A 17,567-nucleotide genomic window follows, 5' to 3' on the forward strand; every position below is an offset into this window, starting at 1 on the left:
CCCCCGCCCCGCGTCCGCGGGGACGGGCGCCGCCGCCGGGCCGCGCCGCCCCCGCATGCTCGTCGCCGCCGACACCACCGCCGAGGACCCCTCCGTCCGCCTCACCCGCCGCCAGCTCCTCGACGGCGCGGGCATCGACGAGGCCCTCCTCGCCCGCATGGAGGAGTACGGCCTCGTCCGCCGCACCGGCGCCCACTACGAGGGCGACGCGCTCAACATCGCGCGTGTCGCCGCCGCGCTCGGCGAGTTCGGCTTCGAGGTCCGGCACCTGCGCGCCGTCAAGGCCGCCGCCGACCGGCAGGTCGGCCTCATCGAGCAGATGGTCGCCCCGCAGCTGCGCCGCCGCAGCAGCGGCGCACACGAGCAGGCCGCCGAGACCGCCCGCGAGATCGCCGCCCTGTCGGTGAAACTGCACGCCGCGCTGGTCTCCGCCGGCCTCAGCGAAAGCCTCGACCGCTGATCATGCGCGCCGCGGAGGTTTTTGCCGGACGCGCGGCATCACGAGCTGTCCGGGGCGGGGTGTACGTTGGCTACAGGGTTCGGTCACGAATCGATCCGCTGCACGTGGTGATCGAGATAGCGAGAACCAGCAGGGAGCCGCAGTGAAGCAGATGGAGGTCGTCGGCGTCCGGGTCGAGATGCCCTCCAATCAGCCCATCGTCCTGTTGAAGGAGACGGAGGGCGACCGCTACCTGCCCATCTGGATCGGGGCGGTCGAAGCGACCGCGATCGCCTTCGCCCAGCAGGGGGTCCTGCCCGCCCGGCCCCTCACCCACGACCTGTTCCGCGACGTCCTGGACGCCCTCAGCGTCCAGCTCCGCACCGTCAACATCACCGCGCTCCGCGAGGGCATCTTCTTCGCCGACCTCGTCTTCTCCAACGGCGTCGAGGTGAGCGCCCGCCCGTCCGACTCCATCGCCCTGGCCCTCCGCACCGGCGCCACCATCTTCGCCAGCGAGGACGTCCTGGAAGAGGCCGGCGTCGCCATCCCCGACGAGCAAGAAGACGAAGTAGAGAAGTTCCGAGAGTTCCTCGACACCATCAGCCCGGAGGACTTCGGCCGGGCCGGCTAGGTCGCGCTCGGGGTGACCCTCGGTAACCCGATGTGAGGGTACGGCGAGCCTGCCAAGAGGGGGCTTCCCAGCGGGTTAGCCTGGGATGACGTGCGAGCAGCGGGTTTGTTGCCCCGGTTCCTGGGGATTCTTGAAGATAAGCTTGATCGCCTACCGGTAGGGGCCCTGCGCAGCAACCCCGGCCACCACCGCAACCCTGCGACGACCTGGGCCGTTGCGATCGCGTCCGAAGGCAGGTTTCGAGCTTGCGAGAAACCCGATCGCGAAGCGAGCCGCAAGGCGAGACGGAGCGATGCAGCGATCGCACCGCGTTTCTCGACGATGCAGGCCCTCCAGGGCCGAAGGAGGAGAGAAATGCAGGTAATAGGAGGTTCATCCGGGCATGCGACGCGCCGACGATGAACGTTGACCCCACCCTGACCGGCACCTACCGTGCTGGTGGAACACCCGTGGTGTAATTCGTCAAACCCCCTTGACGAAGCGCCACGGGATGATTTGGAGCCGGAGGTCCGCGTGGCGGTGAGCAGCGGCGAGGGCAAGGCGACCCCCGAGAGGCATATGGCGTCCCAGCGCGCCGGAGAGCAGGGACTGCTCTTCGACACGCGGGTGTCGGCGCCGCCGGAGGATGTCGGATACCGCGGCCCCACGGCCTGCGCCGCGGCGGGGATCACCTACCGGCAGCTCGACTACTGGGCCCGGACGAAGCTGGTCGAGCCGAGCGTCCGGTCGGCGCACGGGTCGGGGAGCCAGCGGTTGTACAGCTTCCGCGACATCCTCGTCCTGAAGGTCGTGAAGCGGCTCCTCGACACCGGGGTGTCGCTGCAGCAGATACGCACGGCGGTCACCCATCTGCGCGATCGCGGCGTGCAGGACCTGGCGCAGATCACGTTGATGAGCGACGGCGTCAGCGTCTACGAGTGCACCTCCCCGGACGAGGTCGTCGACCTCCTGCAGGGCGGGCAGGGCGTGTTCGGCATCGCGCTCGGACGGGTGTGGCAGGAGGTGGAGGGCAGTCTCGCGGAGCTCCCCGGTGAGCGCGCCGCCGCCGACGACGACCCGTCCGAACACCCCCACGACGAGCTGGCCAACCGGCGCCGCGCGCGCCGCACCGGATGACAGCGCCTCCTTTGACCACGGCTTGACTACAGCGCTTCCTTGCGCTGCAGGTAGGTGAACGCTCCCCAGCCGGGCAGGACGGGCAGCCACAGGGTGAGCAGCCGGTAGAGCAGGACCGCGGACGTCGCCGTCTCCGCGGAGAGCCCCGAGATCGTCAGCGCCAGGGTGAGGGCGCCCTCGACGGCGCCGAGGCCGCCGGGCGTCGGCGCGGCCGACCCGAGGGCGTTGGCGGTGAGGAAGACCACCACGACCGTCGTGATCGGCAGCGAGCCACCGAACGCGCGGATCGAGGCGTCCAGGCACAGGACGAACGCCACCGTCAGCAGGAGCGTCCCGCCCATTCCCGTGGACAGCTTCTTCGGGGACTGCAGGACGTCCACCAGACGCGGCACCACGCCGGAGAACATGCTCTTCAGGCGGGTCGTGACCTCACGCCGGACGCGCGGCACCGTCAGCGCGAGACCCGCCAGCAGCCCCAGCGACAGGACCGCGATCACGACGGTGCGGGACGGCGCGAGGTCCTGCGTCGCCTTCGCCGTCGACCCGGTGAGGAACCCGAACAGGATCAGCAGCAGGATGTGCGTGACCAGCCCCACCAGCTGCGACGCGCCGACGCTCGCGACGGCCAGGCCCGGCCGCACCCCCGAGCGCTGCACGTAGCGGGTGTTGACGGCGACGCCGCCGACCGCCGCCGGCGCCACCAGCTTCACGAACGACGCGGCGAGCTGCGCCAGCACCGTGCGCCACAGCGGCAGCCGCTCCGGGACGAACCCCATCAGCATCAGCGCGGCCGCGACATAGGTGAGCGCCGCCGCGCCCAGCGCGACCAGGACCCACTGCCAGCTCGCGGTGGCCGTCATCGTCCCGAGGTCGAGGCTCGCCACCTGCGGGATGACGATGTACGCCGCGACCGACAGCGCCACGATGCTGAAGATCGTCCGGGGGCGGAACCGCTCCAGCCTGGCGGGCGCGACCTCCGTCTCCGGCTTCAGCCGGACGATCTGCTCCCGGATCCGGGTCAGCAGGTCCCGGTCGTGCCGCAGCGCGGTCCGGGTCGTCCGCGACAGCGCCACCCGCTGCAGCAGCGGCACGGCGGCGGCGAGGGCCTCCTCGCCGAGCACGGCCACCGCCGTCCGGACGGCCCGCTCCGGGCCCGCCCGCAGCGCCAGCGTCGTGAGGATCTGCGCCAGGTCGAGCCGCAGCGCCAGGTCGCCCGCCGCGATCTCCCCGGCCCGCAGATCGGTGATGTAGGCGCTGCCGTCGTCGCCGACCAGGACGGCGCCGTCCTGCAGCCGGCGGTGCGCCAGCCGCCCCTCCTGCAGGGCGCGGAACTGCCGCCACACGTCCGTCAGGAGGTCGTCGGTGACCTCCTCGTCGTCGAGGTCCGCGAGCCGCCGCCCCGGGACGTGCTCGTAGGCGAGCAGCGCCGCCTCCGTGCCGACCTCCGACGTGCCGATCAGGCGTGGCGTCCGGACGCCCGCCGCGTCCACCGCGTACGCCATCAGCGACTCCTGCTCCAGGGAGCGGCGCAGCGAGCGCAGCGCCCGCCCGGTCGTCGTGGCGCGCAGCCGCAGCAGCCGCCACACCCGGTACAGCAGGCCCGCCGTCTGCTGATCGCGGTCGAGGACGTGCAGCTCCAGGTCCCAGTCGCCGTGGGCGCCGCGTCCCACGGGGAGCCGCGCGCCGCGTCCGTCCAGGGGACGGGGCGCGAGGACGACGCCGTACCGGCGGGTCTCCTCGGCGCCGTCGGCGGGCTCGTCCAGGCGCGCGGCCCGCTTCGGGCGCAGCCCGAGGCGTTCGAGCGCCGCCACCACCGCCCGTCCCGGCGGGCGCGGGTTCGGGGTGCCGACCACGTACAGGGTGCCGTGGCCGATGGCGCGTCCGAGGAAGTAGGTGGCGGCGAGCGCGGCGACCGAGGCGTAGGACGCGGTGAGGCCCGTCAGCGCCGCCAGCCCGATCATCGTCCAGGTCGCGGCCTGCCAGCGGGCGCGGCCCGCCATCCCGACCGCGCTGACGAACGCGATCACCGGCGCGATGTCGGTGTGCACCGGCGCGGTCTCCGTGCCGCCCCAGATCAGCGAGTCCAGGACGCCGCCGGGCGCGCCGCGCACCACCAGGTCGTCCAGGCCGACCGTGAGCCCGAACGCGATCACGGCGGCGAGCAGCGCGATCGCGACGCGCATCCCGTCCTTGTGGAACAGCCGCTCGATGCCGAACGCGATCGGCACCGCCAGCACGCCGAAGCTGGACACCAGCGTCGCCAGCGACAGCAGCAGCCGCGGCGCGTGCGCGGCGCCCTCGGCGATGTCGGTGTGCAGGCCGTGCGTCGTCTCCTGCGCGATCGACACCAGCAGCATCACCGCCGCGAGCCCGACGACGGACGCCGCGAACCGGATCGCGTCGGCCGGGCGGCGGATCCGGTCCGGCTGGGCGGGCTCGTCGACGGGCACACCGGCGGACGCGCCCTGCCGCGCGGGCGCCGCCTCCTCGTGGATCGGGGTCACGCCGTACCGCCGCCCTGACCGTCCGTCATCGCGATCAGCGTCCCAGAACCGGCGGCGCGCCGTCGACCGGTGCCCCGTCGGGCGTCGCGCTTTCACCCCGCACCCACCGTCCTCCAGCCCCCGCCCACCGCCATTCAACGGACGAGCTCCGTTCGGCCGACCATCTCCGTCCGCCGCTGCCCGGGGCTGTTCCGTCCCAGGTGGGACTGCACATCGTACTGGCTGGTACGGCGCCCGGCCCCGCGGGGACGGACCCGGCGGGGCCCGGCGCGATCGCGGGAACCGATCTTTGGGTAGGGTTTGTCCAGGACATGCCGTCGACCCTGTGCGGGAGAGACCCCACGCCGCCAGCGTGGGGCGCCGAAGGGGCAACCTCCCCGGAACCTCTCAGGCAAAAGGACCGCTCGGGCGAGGCACCTCTGGAAAGCAGGCGTCGATTCCCGTGTCCCGGGAAGGCGGCTCACCGAAGGGGAAACCCCGCTGCGCGGGTGAAGCTCTCAGGTGCCGATGACAGAGGGGGAGACCGGCCGCAGGCCCCCGCGCCAGCGGCCCGCCTGAGCGACCGCAGCAGCCAGGAGGCTCTCCATGACCGCCCAGTTCTTCGCCCCCGTGGCCGCGCCGCAGCATCCGCGCGCCGCGTTCGCCGACCGGCACATCGGCCCGTCGCCCGACGACCAGGCGAGGATGCTCGCCGCCATCGGGTACGCGGGCGTCGAGGCGCTGATCGACGACGCCGTCCCCGCCGCGATCCGCACGTCCCGCCCGCTGGACCTGCCGCCCGCGCTGAGCGAGCCCGCCGCGCTGGACCGCCTCCGCGAGCTCGCCGCCCGCAACACCGTGCTCACGTCCATGATCGGCCTCGGCTACCACGGGACGATCACCCCGGGCGTGATCATGCGGAACGTGCTGGAGAACCCCGGCTGGTACACCGCCTACACCCCGTACCAGCCGGAGATCTCCCAGGGGCGCCTCGAGGCGCTGCTGAACTTCCAGACCGTCGTCAGCGACCTGACCGGGCTGCCGGTGGCGAACGCGTCCATGCTGGACGAGGCCACCGCCGCCGCCGAGGGCATGGCCCTCGCCCACCGCGTCTCCAAGCGCAAGGAGCCGGGAACGTTCCTTGTTGACGCCGACGTGCTCCCGCAGACGATCGACGTCGTCCGGACGCGGGCCGTCCCGCTCGGCATCGACGTGGTCGTCGCCGACCTGTCCGGCGGGCTGCCCGAGGGCGACGTCTTCGGTGTGCTGCTGCAGTACCCGGGCGCGTCGGGCGCCGTCCGCGACCTGGAGCCCGTCATCGCGCAGGCGCACGAGCGCGGCGCGCAGGCGGTCGTCGCGGCCGACCTGCTCGCCCTGACGCTGCTGCGCCCGCCCGCCGAGTCCGGCGCCGACATCGCCGTGGGCTCCGCGCAGCGGTTCGGTGTGCCGTTCGGGTTCGGCGGCCCGCACGCCGGCTACATGGCGGTCCGCGAGGGCATCCAGCGGCAGCTCCCCGGACGGCTCGTCGGCGTGTCCGTCGACGCCGACGGCGCGCCCGCCCACCGGCTGGCGCTGCAGACCCGCGAGCAGCACATCCGCCGCGAGAAGGCCACCAGCAACATCTGCACCGCGCAGGTGCTCCTCGCCGTCATGGCGAGCATGTACGCGGTCTACCACGGGCCGGAGGGGCTCGCCGCGATCGCGCAGCGGGCGCACCGCCGCGCCGCCGAGATCGCCGCCGGGCTCCGCGAGAGCGGCGTGGAGGTCGTGCACGGCGCCTTCTTCGACACCGTCCTGGCCAGGGTGCCCGGACGCGCCGCCCAGGTGGTGGACGCCGCCCGCCAGCGCGGGATCAACCTGCGTCCCGTGGACGCCGACCACGTCGGCATCGCCTGCGACGAGACGACGCTGCCCGCGCACGTGACCGCCGTCCTGGAGGCGTTCGGCGCCGCCGAGGCCGCCGAGGCGGCCGAGGCGCTCCCCGGCACGCTGCGCCGCGAAAGCCCCTACCTGACCCACCCCGTCTTCCACGCGCACCGCTCCGAGACCGCGATGCTGCGCTACCTGCGCAAGCTCCAGGACAAGGACGTCGCGCTCGACCGGTCGATGATCCCGCTCGGCTCCTGCACGATGAAGCTGAACGCCACCGCCGAGATGGAGCCGATCACCTGGCCGGAGTTCGCGAACATCCACCCGTTCGCGCCGGTCGACCAGGCCGCCGGGTACGTCGAGCTGATCGGCGAGCTGGAGAGCGCGCTCGCGGAGATCACCGGGTACGCGAAGGTGTCCGTCCAGCCGAACGCGGGCTCCCAGGGCGAGCTGGCCGGGCTGCTGGCGATCCGCGGCTACCACGCGTCCCGCGGGGAGGGGGACCGGGACGTGTGCCTGATCCCGTCGTCCGCGCACGGCACCAACGCCGCCAGCGCCGTCATGGCCGGGATGCGCGTCGTCGTCGTCAAGTGCGACGACGGCGGGAACGTCGACCTGGACGACCTGCACGCCAAGATCGGCAAGCACGGTGACCGGCTCGCCGCGATCATGGTGACGTACCCGTCCACGCACGGCGTCTTCGAGGAGACGATCACCGACGTGTGCGCGGCCGTGCACGACGCGGGCGGGCAGGTCTACGTCGACGGCGCCAACCTCAACGCCCTCGTCGGCCTGGCCCGTCCCGGCGAGTTCGGCTCGGACGTCTCGCACCTCAACCTGCACAAGACGTTCTGCATCCCGCACGGCGGCGGCGGGCCCGGCGTCGGCCCGATCGGCGTCCGCGAGCACCTCGCCCCGTTCCTGCCGAACCACCCGCTGCGCGCCGAGGCCGGGCCGGAGAGCGGCGTAGGCCCGATCTCGGCCGCCCCGTGGGGCTCGGCGGGCATCCTGCCGATCTCGTGGGCGTACATCGCGATGATGGGCCCGGATGGGCTGACCGCCGCCACCGAGGGCGCCATCGTCGCCGCCAACTACCTCGCGACCCGCCTCGGCCCGCACTACCCGATCCTCTACACCGGCCGCAACGGCCTCGTCGCCCACGAGTGCATCGCCGACCTCCGCAAGATCACCAAGGAGACGGGGATCACCGCCGAGGACGTCGCCAAGCGCCTCATCGACTACGGCTTCCACGCCCCGACGCTCTCCTTCCCCGTCGCCGGCACCCTGATGATCGAGCCGACCGAGTCCGAGGACCTCGCCGAGCTCGACCGCTTCTGCGACGCCATGATCGAGATCCGCCGCGAGATCCAGCGGGTCGCGGACGGCGCCTACGACGCCGAGGACAACCCGCTCAAGAACGCCCCGCACACCGCCGCGTGCCTGGTCTCCGACGACTGGAAGCACGCCTACACCCGCGAGGAGGCCGCCTACCCCGTCCCGGCCGTCCGCGACGGCAAGTACTGGCCGCCCGTCCGCCGCATCGACCAGGCCTACGGCGACCGCAACCTCCTCTGCTCCTGCCCGCCCCCCGAGGCCTTCGAGGATTGAGCTGTGTTTATTGCGTTTCCCTCCTCCTTCGGGCCCTGGGGGCCCTCCATCGTCGGGTAACGCGGGCGATCGCCGGCATCGCTCCGTCTCGCCTTGCGGCTCGCTGCGCGATCAGGTTCTCGCGGGCTCGTGTCTTCGCCCCCGGCCAAGGCTTCGCACGCGATCGCGCGAGGTGAGGTCGTCGACGGCTGAGGTGCCGGCTGATGTGCGCGCGGGGCGTCGCGAGACGAGCGGTCGGGCGGTCGCTAGGCTCTTTCCGGACCCCCGACCTCAGAGGGCAGAGACTGATGAGTCCCGTGACCGATGACCCGGCTCAGTTGTGCGAGGAGGCGCGGAGCCTCGCGGAGAACGGCGAGGCCGGGCGCGCGGCGGTGCTGTTCGAGAAGGTGCTGGAGCTCGGCGAGACGGCCTGCCGGGCGCAGGCCGCGCTGGGGCTGGCGGTCGTCCTCGACGACGCCGGGGAGGTGGAGCGGGCGCGGGACGCCGACCGGGCGGCGATCGCCACCGGCGACCCCGAGTACGGCCCGCGCGCCGCCTACCATCTGGCGCTCACGCACGAGCGGGCGGGCGAGCACGGCGAGGCGGCGCCCGCGTGGCGGGTGGTGGTCGACTTCGGCAACCCGGCGTACCTGCCGCCCGCCCATCTGGCGCTCGCCCGGATCGCCGACGACGCCGGCGAGTTCGACGAGGCGCGCGGCCACTGGGAGGCGGTGATCGCGACGGGCGACGCCGAGTACGGGCCGCCCGCCGCGCACGACCTCGCGCAGCGGCACCTGGAGCGCGGCGAGCCCGCGCGGGCGCAGCGGGTCCTGGCCGCCGGGCTCAAGCTGATCGACCGCGGCACCGCCCCGTACGCGTACGCGCGGCTCGCGGTCGCGCTGGGCATCGCCTACCTCGACCAGGCGATCGGGTCGTTCGGCGCGGCGCTGGGGGAGGAGCCGTCCGACCCGGAGGTGGGGCCGCTGGCGACCGAGCTGCTGGCGCGGACGCTGCCGCTGCGCGGACGCGCCGGCGAGGCGGCCGAGGTGTGGCGGCGGGGGCTGTCCGACCCGGCGACCGCGGGCCAGGTGCGGGCGCGGCTGCGCCGCGACTTCGGCGGGGACGAGGACGACGGCGACCCCGCCGACCTGTGGTGGGAGCCGGTCGTCGAGCAGGCGGTGTCCGACGGGACGCTCCCCGCCCTCGCCGGGGAGGCGTTCGGCGCGCTCGACCACATGTACGCGCTGCTCGCCGTCCGGAACGGCGACGCGCCGGAGGACCGGCGGGCGGGCAGCGCGCACGAGGCGCTGGGCCAGGCGGTGCAGGTTCCCGGCGACTACGCGTGGGGCCCGCTGCTGCAGGAGAGCTTCGCCGAGCGGCTCCGCCTCGCGATGGGCCCCTCCGACCGGCCCGAGCGCTAGCGCGGTCATCCCGCCGCGGTGATCGTTCCAGGGGCGGGCTACGGTGGGCGGATGGAGGTCGTGACGGCGCACGGGCCGGCCGGGGTGGCGCTGGACGAGCCGGACGACCCGGCGTTCCTGCTGGTCCTGACGCACGGCTCGAACGGGAGCGTGGACGCGCCCGACCTGCTGGCCGTCCGGGAGACCGCGCTGAGGCTGGGCGGCGCGGTGGCGCGGGTGACGCAGCCGTTCCGGCTCGCGGGCCGCCGCGCGCCCGGCCCCATGGCGAAGCAGGACGAGGCGTGGCTGGAGATCATCGGCGTGCTGCGGGACCGGGTCGGGGACGTCCCGCTCGTGCAGGGAGGCCGGAGCAACGGCGCCAGGGTGGCGTGCCGGACGGCGACCGGCGCGGGCGCGGTGGGCGTCCTCGCGCTGGCCTTTCCGCTTCACCCGCCGTGGAACCCGGAGAAGACGCGGGTGGACGAGTTGCGCTCTGCAGGCGTGGAGGTCGTCGTCGTCAACGGCGACCGGGACCCGTTCGGCGTGCCGGACAAGGCGGACGCGGCGAAGGTCATCGTGCTGGCGGGGGAGCGGCACGATCTGCACCGGGATCCCGCCGCGGTCGGGACGGCGGCGGAGCCGTGGCTGCGGAGATGGGCGGGGTCGCGGGGTCGGGCGGCCCGCGCGGTGCGGACGGGCGGCCCGTGACGGTCCCGATGGCGGTCTGGTCGGCGGTTCCGTTCCGGGCCCGGTGCGGGCCCGGAAGGAGCGGGCAGGTGGCCGTGCCCCCGAGGATGATCACCCGTTTGAACTAGTCCCCCGTGGACGTCGTTCAGGCGGCGGACGGAGCCAGCGGATCCGTCGGCCGGTGCGGTGCGATGATTCCCCCGTCGGGCAGCAGCTCACCGGTGTCCTCGAAGAGCACGACGCCGTTGCACAGAAGGCTCCACCCCTGCTCGGGGTGGGAGGCCAGCGTCCGGGCGGCGTCGCGGTCGGGTGCGTCGTGCGAGGGACAGGGCGGCTGGTGCGGGCACATCGTGGTGCCTCCGGTCTCAACTACGGGTCGGTTGTGGAGCTTTCCTTTATTGACGCCTCTCAGTGTGGAACGGTTCGCGTCCACCGGCCATAGTCCGTTGGGGCGGTTGTCCGTTGGTACCCGAGTACCGGTGGATGTGACCCGTCTCACCCGGAGGTGCCGGTTCCAGCGTTCCTTCCGCGCGCGAACGGACGGCGAACGACACGCCGTCAGCGCGTGAAACCCCTACGATGTTCGGCGGGAACGGGCTTTGCGAGGCGTGGGGGGAGTGAGGCCGGTGCGGGTCGCCCTGTCCGTCGCCTGCTTCGACGACGCGCTGTTCCCGGGCACCGGGAAGGCCGTGACCGTCCTGCTGGAACGGCTCGGGCACGAGGTCGCGTACCCGCCGGGGCAGACGTGCTGCGGGCAGATCCACTGGACGACCGGCTACCACCGCGAGGCCGCCGACCTGGCCCGCGCCTACACCGCCGCGTTCGAGGGCTGCGAGGTCGTGGTCGCGCCGTCGGCGTCGTGCGCGGCGACCGTCCGCGACGGCTACCCGCGGATCGCGCGGACGGCCCGCGACCCCGGCCTGGCCCGCGCCGCCGAGGGGCTCGCCGTCCACGAGCTGACGGAGTTCCTGGTGGACGTCCTGGGCGTCACCGACGTCGGCGCCTATTTCCCGCACCGGGTCACCTACCATCCGTCCTGCCAGTCGGCGCGGACGCTCGGCGCCGCCGACCGTCCCCTCCGGCTGCTGCGCGCGGTCAAGGGCCTTGACCTGGTCGAACTGCCCGCGGCGGGGGAGTGCTGCGGGTTCGGCGGCGCGTTCGCGATGAAGAACTCCGATGTGTCGGTCGCGATGGTCGCCGACAAGGTGCGGCACATCCGCGACACCGGCGCCGACGTGGTCTGCGCGGTCGACAACTCCTGCCTGGCGCACATCGGCGGCGCGCTGTCGCGGCTGCGCGGCGGCGTCCGGACCATGCACCTGGCCGAGATCCTCGCCGAGACGGGGCCGGCGTGACGGGCTCGTCCCCGGGCTCCTTCCCGAGGACGACGCCGTCCTCCACGGGGATGAGGCCGCCTCCCGGCACGAACGGGCCGGTTCCGCTGCCCATGCCGAAGTTCGCCGCCGCCGCGCGGTCCGCGTTGGCCGATACCGGCCTCCGCCGCAACCTCCGCAGTGGGACCGCGGCGGCCAGGGAGCGGGAGGCCGCCGCGGCCGCCGAGCTCGCCGGCTGGGACGACCTGCGCGAGGCCGGGCGCGCGATCGGGGACGCCACTCTCCTCGACCTCGACGCCCACCTGGAGCAGCTGGAACGCGCCGTCACCGAGGCGGGCGGCATCGTCCACTGGGCGGCGGACGCGGCCGAGGCGTGCGAGATCGTCACCGGCCTGGTGCGGGCGGCCGGGGCGGACGAGGTCGTCAAGGCGTCGTCGGCGACCACCCGGGAGATCGGCCTGACCGACGCGCTGGCCCGCGCCGGCGTCACCGCCCGCGAGACCGCCCTCGCCGACCTGGCCGTCCAGCTCGGCGACGACGAGCCGTCCCATCTGCTGTCGCCCGCGCTCCACCGCGACCGCGCCGAGATCAGGGAGCTGTTCCGGCGGACGATGCCGTCCGCCGGGCCCGACCTGACCGACGACCCGGCCGAGCTCGCCGCCGCCGTCCGCACGCATCTCCGCGAACGGTTCCTGCGCGCCCGCGTCGCCGTCACCGGCGCGAACTTCCTGGTCGCCGAGACCGGGACGCTCGTGGTGCTGGAGTCGGAGGGCAACGCGCGGCTGTGCCTGACCCTCCCCGACACGCTGATCAGCGTCGCCGGCATCGACAAGGTCGTCCCGACCTGGGCGGACATGGAGGTGTTCCTCCAGCTCCTGCCGCGTTCGTCGTCCGGTGACCGGATGACCCCGTACGTCGCGACGTCGACGGGCGTGACGGCGGGCGACGGGCCGCGCGCGTTCCACCTCGTCCTGCTCGACAACGGCCGGACCCGGGCGCTCGCCGACGAGGTCGGACGGGCCGCGCTGCGCTGCATTCGCTGCTCGGCCTGCATGAACGTGTGCCCCGTCTACGAGCGGACGGGCGGCCGGGCGTACGGCCCGGTCTATCCGGGGCCGATCGGCGCGATCCTGACCCCGCAGCTGCGCGGCGTCGACAGCGCCGCCGACGCGTCCCTGCCGTACGCGTCGACGCTCTGCGGCGCGTGCGCCGACGTGTGCCCCGTGAAGATCGACATTCCGGACGTGCTGGTCCATCTGCGCGGCACGGTGGTGGAGTCGCGGCGGCGCCGTCCCGTCCCGCCGCCGGAGCTGATGCTGATGCGCGGCCTGGCGTGGACGATGGGCGACCCGCGCCGCTACGAGACCTCGCTGCGGCGCGGCACCCGGTGGGCGCGGCTGCTGTCGCGCGGCGGCCGGATCCGCCGCCTCCCCGGCCTGCTCGGCAAGTGGACCGAGGCCCGCGACCTGCCCGCGCCGCCGGCGGAGAGCTTCCGCGCCTGGTGGACGCGGAGGCGGCCATGACGGCGTCCGGCGATGGGCCCGGCGCAGGGCGCGGCGGCGGTTCGCGGGCCGAGGTGCTGCGGCGGGTGCGGGAGGCGCTCGGCGGTGACCGTGGCACGCGCCCGCCGGTGCCGCGCCGCTACCCGCGCCGGCTCACCGAGGACGAGGCCGGGAACAGGGCGGACGTCCTGGCGCTGTTCACCGAGCGGGTCGCCGACAACCGCGCCTCGGTGCGTCACGTCAGCGCCGACGAGCTGGGCACCGCCGTGGCCGCCGCGCTGTGGGGACGGGAGGCCAAGCAGATCGTCGTCCCGGCCGACCTGCCGTTCGGGTGGCTCGCCGAGCTGGACGGCGTCCGGGCGCTGGCCGACACCCCCGCCGTCGACGTCGACACCCTCGCCGCCGTCGACGGCGTCGTCACCGGCTGCGCGGCGGCGATCGCGCTGACCGGCACCGTCGTCCTGGACGGGGGCCGCGCGCAGGGGCGGCGGGCGCTCACCGCCGTCCCCGGCTACCACCTGTGCGTGGTGCACGCCGACCAGATCGTCGGGACGGTCCCGGAGGCGGTCGAGCGGCTCGATCCGGCGCGCCCGCTGACGTGGATCAGCGGGCCGTCCGCCACCCACGGGATCGAGATGGTCCGCGTGGAGGGCGTGCACGGCCCGCGCCACCTGGAGGTCCTGGTCGTGGAGGACTGAGCCGGATCAGCCCACTCCGCCGATGATGAGGTCGAGGCCGGCGGTGAAGCGCGCGTCCCAGTCGACCGGCCGCTCGGCGCCGTCCTCGTTCGTGCCGCGGACCTCAAGCGAGGCGTGGCCGATGACGTAGCCGAGCAGGGTGTGCGCGGCGACGGCTGCCGTGTCCTCGGCGACGCCGCCGCGCCGGAGCACCTCGCGCAGCGACGCGACCGTGGTGGTGAGCGCGGCGGGGTTGCGGCGGGTGACGACGAGGGGGAGGACGCCCGCGTGCGTCAGTAGCCGCGTCCGATAGCCGGCGGCCCAGGCGCGCAGGACGGCCCGCCAGTCCCCGTTCGCGGCCGTGCTCCCGGTGTCGGCGGGCGCGGACGCGACGTGCGCGACGAGGCCGTCCAGGAGCTGCTCCTTGCCGCGGGGGAGGTGGTGGTAGATCGCCATCGCCTCGACCTCCAGCGCGTCGCCGAGGCGGCGCATGGTGAGCCGGGCGAGGCCCTGCCCGTCGACGATCCGCAGGGCCGACTCGATGATCCGCTCGGTGGAGAGCGGGGCGCGGTGCTGGGCGTTGATGCTCGGTTGCCGAACCATGACCCGACCTTACTGCGTAAAGGGGCCGAGCGGGGTGTCCGCCGTCATGACACGCCAGGGGCCCGCGTACGCTTTCCTCGACCGGAACACCCAAGACCGCCGATAGGAGTGACCATGCCGCTGGGCCGCCGGGTGAGCAAGGACGTCGCGGAGCCGTACGAGGCCGACCAGCGGCTGGCCGCCGAGTACGAGGACCGGCTCGCGGCGGCCGGCGAGGCGGAGCGGGCGCTGCGGGACGCGCAGGGCGCGGACACGCCCGAGCCGGAGCTGCGGGCCCTGACGGTCGCGTTCGACAAGGCGATGACGGACGTGCTCGCCGCCGCCGAGGCGTCCGAGCGGGTCGCGATGGGCCCGCAGGTGTACTCGGTGGAGACGCAGGACGCCAAGACGCGCCGGGCCGCCGAGATCGCGTACCGCAAGGCGAAGGCGCGCCCGGACGTCCGCCCGTGGACCGACGAGGTCGACCGGCTCCGCACCGCCCGCGAGGCGCACCGGCTCAGCTTCCGGACGCACCCGACCCTGGTGATCTAGGAGCGCCCGGAGGGCCGTCCGGGATGCGGACGGCATGGGGCGGCGACGTGTGGCGACACAGCGTCACCGGGTGGCACCGGCCACCGAACTTTGAGAGTCTGCCCTCTCGGGGGAACGTCGGGGGGCGCTCGCGCCGGTCGCCGCAGGCCGCGGCGGGCGCGCGGCGGCGTCCGGCGGAGAGGGCACGGCTGTGCACGCACTGTGCTCTGGACGCGGGGGGAAGTCACGTGGAGCGCACGCCGCCGGACCGGGGCCGCGTACTGGAGTCCTACCAGGACGGGGTGAAGGCGATCCGTGAGCTGGCGGAGCAGGCGGGGGACTGGGACGTCCCGACGCCCTGCGCCGACTGGCGGCTGATCGATCTCGCCGGGCATCTGCGGTGCGTCGCGGAGAACTTCCTGGAGTACCTCCAGGACGCGCCCGACAGCCGGCTCGCGACGCTGTTCGCGCAGGACGCGGCGTCGGCGGTGCTGATCAGGCAGCAGGCGCGGCAGAACGCGGCGGAGCTGGCGGTGCTGCCGCCCGAGCCGGGCCCGGAGCGGATCATGGCGTTCGGGGTGTCCGCCGGCGCGTACGCCGACCTGATGCCGGACATGTGGGACCGGACGCATCTGATCTACCGGGGCACCAAGTACACGGTCGGGGATCATGCGGGCGCGGCCTGTGTGGAGTGGCATCTGCACGCCTGGGACATGGCCCGCGCGGTGGGGGCGGGCTACCGTCCGCGCGACCCCGATCTGCTGGTGTCGGCGTGGCACTGGGGCGTGCCGCATCTGCCGCTGTCGTCGGGGGACGCGTGGGAGTCGGTGCTGCGGTCATCGGGCCGGTCGCCGAACTGGCCGGACCCCGATGAGGGCCCCGGCCGGGCGCGGGGGCGGCGCGGGGCCAAGCAGGGCGTCAGACGCCCGCCGGCCTCCTCGGGTGGTTCCGCAGGTAGACCTGCCAGGTGAGCGCGCAGCAGGCGGCGTAGAAGGCGATGAACGCGATGTAGGCGGCGTCGCCGGTCCCGTGGGCGAGGAACGACTGCCGGAACGCGACGTTGACCAGGACGCCGCCGAACGCGCCGAGCGCGCCGGCGACGCCGAGCAGCGCACCGGCGAGCCTGCGGCCCTCGTCGCCGCCGCGGGTCCTCGCGCGGAAGATCGCCGGGATCATCGTGTACGTGGAGCCGTTGCCGACGCCGCTGAACGCGAAGAGCAGGACGAACCCGGTGAGGAACAGCGGCAGCGACCCCAGCCGCGACGCGCCCAGGACCAGGCCCGCGGCGGCGGCCATCGCGACGAACGTCCAGAAGGTGACGGACGCGCCGCCGAGCCGGTCGGCGAGCCGCCCTCCGGCGGGACGGAGCAGCGAGCCGAGCGCCGGGCCGAGGAACGTCAGGCAGGCGGCCTTGACCGGGGTGTCGAAGACGTCCGCGAACTGCACCTGCAGGACCTGCCCGAACGCGAACCCGAACCCGATGAACGACCCGAAGGTCCCGATGTAGAGCACCGACATGATCCAGGTGTGGGCGTCCTTGCAGACGTCCCGCATGGCCCTCCGGTCGTTGCGGACGTGGGAGAGGTTGTCCATGCGCAGCGCGGCGCCGAGCGCGGCCAGGACGATCAGCGGGATGTAGACCCCGGCGACCAGCCCCGGACGGTCCTTCCCGGCGGTGGCGAGGACGAGGAGCCCGACGAGCTGGACGACGGCGACGCCGAGGTTCCCGCCGCCCGCGTTGACGCCGAGCGCCCAGCCCTTGAGCCGCCGCGGGTAGAACGCGTTGATGTTGGCCATCGAGGACGCGAAGTTGCCGCCGCCGATCCCGGCGATCGCGGCCAGGACCAGCAGCGTCGGGTAGGAGACGCCGGGCTGGATGAGGAACGCGGCGAGCACGGCCGGGACGAGCAGCGTCGCGGCGCTGAAGACCGTCCAGTTGCGGCCGCCGAACCGGGCGACGGCGAGGGTGTAGGGGATCCGCAGCGCGGCCCCGACCAGCGCCGGGACGGCGGTGAGCGTGAACTTCCCGGCCGGGTCGATGCCGTAGGCGGGGCCGAGGAAGAGCACCAGCACCGACCACAGCGTCCAGACGGAGAAGCCGACGTGCTCGGCGAAGATCGAGAAGGCGAGGTTGCGGCGGGCGGTGCGGGCGCCGGTGGCCGTCCAGAACGCGGGGTCCTCGGGCCGCCAGTCGTCGATCCAGCGGCCCTTGAGCGCATGGGCGCGGCGGGCGCGGCGGTCTCGGTCGCGGCGGGGGGCTTCGGCGGTGACGCTCATGGGTCTCCCTGGGGTCGCTCGGCGGGCACGACCGTAGGAGCGGCGCGTTTCGCGCTCGTGTGAGCGGTCATACGGCTCTGATAACTCCGCCGCACAGCGCGTCCCGCCGGCTGTGAGGCGCGGGGTAGACCCGGGGCGGTCCGGGTAGCAGTGCCGGATAGGCGGCGCGGCGGGGGAACGGAGACAGGACCGATGGCGACCTGCGAGGTCTGCGGCAACGACTACGACATGACGTTCGAGGTCCACGCGCAGGGCGAGGTGCACACGTTCGACTCGTTCGAGTGCGCGGTCACCAAGATGGCGCCGGTCTGCGAGCACTGCCAGTGCCGCATCATGGGCCACGGCATCGACGTGGACGGGCACTGGTACTGCTGCGCGCACTGCGCCCGCGTGGCCGACCCGGAGCGGGGCCGGCAGGCTAGGGACGCCGTGCTGGCTTAGACGCTGGG

Annotated in this window: 15 protein-coding genes, 1 pseudogene and 1 riboswitch; of the genes and pseudogenes, 12 read left to right on the plus strand and 4 right to left on the minus strand. The window is 74.0% G+C overall.

Annotated features, from left to right (window positions below):
- The 3 genes and pseudogenes from E1287_RS26675 to E1287_RS26685 form a co-directional block, all read left to right on the plus strand.
- Window positions 1-460, plus strand: a pseudogene (locus E1287_RS26675) (MerR family transcriptional regulator); the annotation flags it as partial.
- Between the two features lie 142 nt (window positions 461-602).
- A complete protein-coding gene (locus E1287_RS26680) occupies window positions 603-1,073 on the plus strand; it encodes a bifunctional nuclease family protein (RefSeq protein ID WP_067886188.1) in 471 nt (156 codons plus the stop codon).
- Window positions 1,074-1,586: 513 nt separating this feature from the next.
- Window positions 1,587-2,189, plus strand: a complete 603-nt coding sequence (locus E1287_RS26685) for a MerR family transcriptional regulator (RefSeq protein ID WP_131967817.1) — start codon at window positions 1,587-1,589, stop codon at window positions 2,187-2,189.
- A 26-nt stretch (window positions 2,190-2,215) separates the two neighbouring features.
- Here the strand turns inward: E1287_RS26685 and E1287_RS26690 are convergent, their stop codons facing one another.
- Window positions 2,216-4,693, minus strand: coding sequence for a lysylphosphatidylglycerol synthase transmembrane domain-containing protein (locus E1287_RS26690; RefSeq protein ID WP_207934481.1), 2,478 nt, complete (start codon window positions 4,691-4,693; stop codon window positions 2,216-2,218).
- 318 nt (window positions 4,694-5,011) lie between these two features.
- Window positions 5,012-5,106, plus strand: a riboswitch (glycine riboswitch).
- A gap of 172 nt (window positions 5,107-5,278) precedes the next feature.
- On the opposite strand from E1287_RS26690, the gene gcvP reads away from it, so the two are divergent.
- The 3 genes from gcvP to E1287_RS26705 all read left to right on the plus strand — a co-directional run bounded on the left by gcvP (window position 5,279) and on the right by E1287_RS26705 (window position 10,236).
- A complete protein-coding gene (gcvP, locus tag E1287_RS26695; RefSeq protein WP_131967819.1) occupies window positions 5,279-8,149 on the plus strand; it encodes an aminomethyl-transferring glycine dehydrogenase in 2,871 nt (956 codons plus the stop codon).
- Between the two features lie 296 nt (window positions 8,150-8,445).
- The gene (locus tag E1287_RS26700; protein ID WP_243719454.1) at window positions 8,446-9,549 is read left to right on the plus strand and encodes a tetratricopeptide repeat protein; all 1,104 of its coding nucleotides are present in this window, start codon (window positions 8,446-8,448) and stop codon (window positions 9,547-9,549) included.
- A gap of 51 nt (window positions 9,550-9,600) precedes the next feature.
- Window positions 9,601-10,236: an alpha/beta family hydrolase gene (locus E1287_RS26705; RefSeq protein WP_131967821.1), complete on the plus strand. Its 636-nt coding sequence runs from the start codon at window positions 9,601-9,603 to the stop codon at window positions 10,234-10,236.
- A gap of 124 nt (window positions 10,237-10,360) precedes the next feature.
- On the opposite strand, the gene E1287_RS26710 is transcribed toward E1287_RS26705, so the two are convergent.
- On the minus strand, window positions 10,361-10,564 hold the full coding sequence (locus tag E1287_RS26710; protein WP_117402622.1) for a DUF5999 family protein: 204 nt from the start codon (window positions 10,562-10,564) through the stop codon (window positions 10,361-10,363).
- A gap of 277 nt (window positions 10,565-10,841) precedes the next feature.
- On the opposite strand from E1287_RS26710, the gene E1287_RS26715 reads away from it, so the two are divergent.
- From E1287_RS26715 to E1287_RS26725, 3 genes are read left to right on the plus strand one after another with little or no spacing between them, the layout of a single operon-like run.
- On the plus strand, window positions 10,842-11,570 hold the full coding sequence (locus E1287_RS26715) for a (Fe-S)-binding protein (protein WP_131967822.1): 729 nt from the start codon (window positions 10,842-10,844) through the stop codon (window positions 11,568-11,570).
- Window positions 11,571-11,620: 50 nt separating this feature from the next.
- The gene (locus E1287_RS26720) at window positions 11,621-13,072 is read left to right on the plus strand and encodes a lactate utilization protein B (RefSeq protein WP_131967823.1); all 1,452 of its coding nucleotides are present in this window, start codon (window positions 11,621-11,623) and stop codon (window positions 13,070-13,072) included.
- Window positions 13,069-13,749 (plus strand): LUD domain-containing protein, encoded by a 681-nt coding sequence (locus E1287_RS26725; RefSeq protein WP_131967824.1) that lies wholly within the window; start codon window positions 13,069-13,071, stop codon window positions 13,747-13,749. The genes E1287_RS26720 and E1287_RS26725 overlap by 4 nt, the downstream gene beginning before the upstream one ends.
- A 6-nt stretch (window positions 13,750-13,755) precedes the next feature.
- Here the strand turns inward: E1287_RS26725 and E1287_RS26730 are convergent, their stop codons facing one another.
- On the minus strand, window positions 13,756-14,331 hold the full coding sequence (locus E1287_RS26730) for a TetR/AcrR family transcriptional regulator C-terminal domain-containing protein (RefSeq protein ID WP_131967825.1): 576 nt from the start codon (window positions 14,329-14,331) through the stop codon (window positions 13,756-13,758).
- Window positions 14,332-14,445: 114 nt separating this feature from the next.
- On the opposite strand from E1287_RS26730, the gene E1287_RS26735 reads away from it, so the two are divergent.
- Both E1287_RS26735 and E1287_RS26740 read left to right on the plus strand, forming a co-directional pair.
- A complete protein-coding gene (locus E1287_RS26735; protein ID WP_131967826.1) occupies window positions 14,446-14,862 on the plus strand; it encodes a plectin in 417 nt (138 codons plus the stop codon).
- A 227-nt stretch (window positions 14,863-15,089) separates the two neighbouring features.
- Window positions 15,090-15,812 carry a maleylpyruvate isomerase N-terminal domain-containing protein gene (locus E1287_RS26740; protein WP_131967827.1) on the plus strand — a complete coding sequence of 241 codons (723 nt, stop codon included), beginning with the start codon at window positions 15,090-15,092 and terminating at the stop codon, window positions 15,810-15,812.
- Here E1287_RS26740 and E1287_RS26745 read toward each other — a convergent pair.
- The gene (locus tag E1287_RS26745; protein ID WP_131967828.1) at window positions 15,760-17,118 is read right to left on the minus strand and encodes a nitrate/nitrite transporter; all 1,359 of its coding nucleotides are present in this window, start codon (window positions 17,116-17,118) and stop codon (window positions 15,760-15,762) included. The genes E1287_RS26740 and E1287_RS26745 overlap by 53 nt on opposite strands.
- A 192-nt stretch (window positions 17,119-17,310) precedes the next feature.
- On the opposite strand from E1287_RS26745, the gene E1287_RS26750 reads away from it, so the two are divergent.
- Window positions 17,311-17,559 carry a hypothetical protein gene (locus tag E1287_RS26750; RefSeq protein WP_131967829.1) on the plus strand — a complete coding sequence of 83 codons (249 nt, stop codon included), beginning with the start codon at window positions 17,311-17,313 and terminating at the stop codon, window positions 17,557-17,559.
- Window positions 17,560-17,567: the final 8 nt, after the last annotated feature.

Origin of the sequence: Actinomadura sp. KC06 (genome assembly GCF_004348735.1) — a bacterium.
In the GTDB taxonomy this organism is placed as follows: Bacteria; Actinomycetota; Actinomycetes; order Streptosporangiales; family Streptosporangiaceae; genus Spirillospora.